2 protein-coding genes are annotated in these 2,695 nt (G+C 64.2%); both read right to left on the bottom strand.

Features of this window, described 5'->3' with window-relative positions; translation table 11 throughout:
• Positions 1 to 1,421 (bottom strand): Hsp70 family protein (locus WAN02_RS02065; protein ID WP_422262379.1); only part of this gene is annotated, 1,421 nt, incomplete at its 3' end.
• A 237-nt stretch (positions 1,422 to 1,658) separates the two neighbouring features.
• On the bottom strand, positions 1,659 to 2,695 hold a 1,037-nt coding region (locus WAN02_RS02060; RefSeq protein WP_422262377.1), incomplete at its 5' end, for a hypothetical protein.

The raw sequence follows: 2,695 nt of genomic DNA, 5'->3' as shown, positions 1-2,695 counted from the left end.
CTACTGGTCAAGGTAAACGCCACACCGCCGATCGCGACCATCGACACCAGCGCAGCAAGTCCCAGAAACAGCTGTGGCAGACGAGTTCCGCGGGGAGCCATGTCGAACGGCTCGGCCTTCGGCAGTTGCATCAGCTGCGACGGGGTGGCGCGGTTGTCGTCGGTGTCATACGGCTCGCCGGTGTAGAGCACCGGCTCTTCGCCCGAATCGTCGGCCTGCGACCAGGCCAACTCGGTCAGCCGTTCCGACGGGTCGTCGAAAAGCGCACCGGCGGTGGGGATGCCGAAGCTGCCGGTCGGGGCGCCGAAAGTGCCGGTGGGAGTTCCCAGCGCGTCGGTGGGAGCCAGGAAGCGACCCGTAGTGGCAAGCCCGCTGGTCGAGGTCGCAAAGCTGCCGGTCGACGCGCCTACCAATGCGGTCATCGTCGTTTCTTCGCGTTGTTTGTCTTGCTGCTCGATCGGCTGCTTGGCGGAGAGCATCACCGCACCGACCGCCGTCGCAAAAGCCGGCTGCACAGCGGTCACCACCGAGGCTTTGGTGTGCGACGAAAGGCGCTGCGCGACAACCGGAATCTTGGCACCGCCGCCCGCCATCGCCACCGCAGCGAGATCTCTGCTACGAACCCTGTTGCGGCGCAACAGGTCGTCGAACGCGGAGAGCAACTCCTCGAGGCGTTCCTCGATCAGGCCGTCCAGCTCGGCTCGGCTCAGCTCCATGCGGGTGCGTTTGCCCGGCAAGTCGATAACGAGATCGGTCGCCTTCTCGGTGGACAGCCGCTCTTTGGCCAGACGGCACTCTTCACGCACATTTGCGAATTGCGCCACGACGGCGGTGCTGGCGGGATCGGCCCCGTTGCTGTGACCCGCACTGTCCAGCGCATGCACCATCAGCGCCTGGTCGACGAGGTCGCCGGAGAACTCCGAGAAGCGCAACGTGTCGGCAATAGGTGTGAAGTCCGACGCCGCGTCAGCCAGAGTGATGCTGGTGCCGCCGCCACCGAAATCGAGCAGCGCGACAACGCCTTTGGAAGGCAAGCGGGAATCGGAGTTCAACGCCGTCAACGCGGCGACCGAATCCGGAACCAGTCGCGGCGCGATACCGCCGTGAACAAAATCGGCGTGGGTGATCAGTGCGTCCTGTAGGCCCCGCATCGCATTCTGCCCCCAGTGCGCGGGAACAGCCATCGTGATATTCGACGTGGACGCTTTGCCGCCAGTCGCGCTGGTCAACACATCCAGGGCCTCGACCAGCAACAGCGCTGGATCATGCGTGGAACCGTCAGCGGATCTCAGAACACGCGACCCACCAACTCGCTCGACGAAGCCGGCCATCAGTGTGCCGGTGTCAGCTGCGTCCGGGTTTGCTGAATCTTTATCGGGCAGGCCTAATTCCGGCGCGCGATCCGGGAAAAGGGTCAGCACAGCGCGACGCGAGACGGGTGGCGTCCCACTGCGGACCGCGACTAAGTTTGTGGTCCCGATCGATAACCCCAACGGGTCATACATAAAGCGAATACTTTCGTCGATAGCGTTCGGTGGCCAGCGTCAACGATAACGGCGACGCACGCTACGACGGTCGGGCACAACATCATCGGTATACGGTCGATGCGGTTGCGTCACCGAAGCGATACCGCCAACGGCTTGACAGTTCGAGAAGCGTCAGACCACGGTCAACGGCAGCGATCGCCGCGGCTGGAACTCGAACGTCGCCCCGCCGCTGACTTTGGCGACCGAGACCTCAGGCAGCTCCGTTGCGGCAGTGTCACTCTCGGAGAGCTCAGCAATCCAGTCGGTGCCCGTACCTGTGATCCGGACCTCGATGTGCGGGTCGACAGCAGTGGCGATCGCCCGCAACGGTTGGACCGACTCCGGCGAGCACAGCGAGATCCACGCGGCGTCGTCGTGGGCCGGCGACTGGTGGACCTGCAATTGAGTGCGCGCCTCGGCGTCGACGTAGCCCACCGGATTGAACAACGGATGCAACTCGAAAACCTTTAGCACACCTGGGATCCCACCCGGAAGAGACAGCGCTCGGTGGATCCGTTCTGCGCCGAGCCCGGCGACACCGGTCAGCCCGCGAGTGCATATCGAGTCGGCCAGCTTGACGTCCGAGCCGGCCCGCGATCGCACCGCGATCGCAAACGACAGATACAACAGGTGCATCTGCAGGCAGATCTCGTCGGCCATGCGCACCAACGCCGAATGCGAGTACGCACTGAAGTCGAAGTCGGACACCACTGGGCCCGAATAGTCGGCCAGACCTTCGTCGGACCGATCGATCGCATCGAGTTCCCATTTCGCGGCGCGGGTTTCGGCCACGATGTCCAGCGCCGGAATGCCCTCGACCGGCGGATAAGCCTCGTCGATGATGACCGTCCAGGCGCAGTGCGGATGCCGGTCGGACGGAACCCGGGGCGGGCGGTGGACCGGGCGCACTTGCGCGCGGGCATTGGTCGCGACAGCGGTGGCGTCGAACGTCGGATCCTCGATGGTGTGGCACATTCCGAACACGTAGTCGTCGCCCATCGGTTCGACGTCCAGCAATGCCCCGCAGTGGTCCAGATGAAATTCGCCGTGCCAGCGGTCGTGAATGGTGTAGCGGAAGTCCATGAACTGGGGCGGAGCACCGATGTCGAGCTGTAAGCCCTTGAAAATCGTTGGCACGTCGACGCCTTCGTAGTTCAGCGCGCGCTGCA

The organism is Mycobacterium sp. (genome assembly GCF_049281135.1).
Classification (GTDB): Bacteria; Actinomycetota; Actinomycetes; order Mycobacteriales; family Mycobacteriaceae; genus Mycobacterium.
Note: the sequence above shows the minus strand (reverse complement) of the source record. Positions and strands in the feature narration are given on the sequence as shown.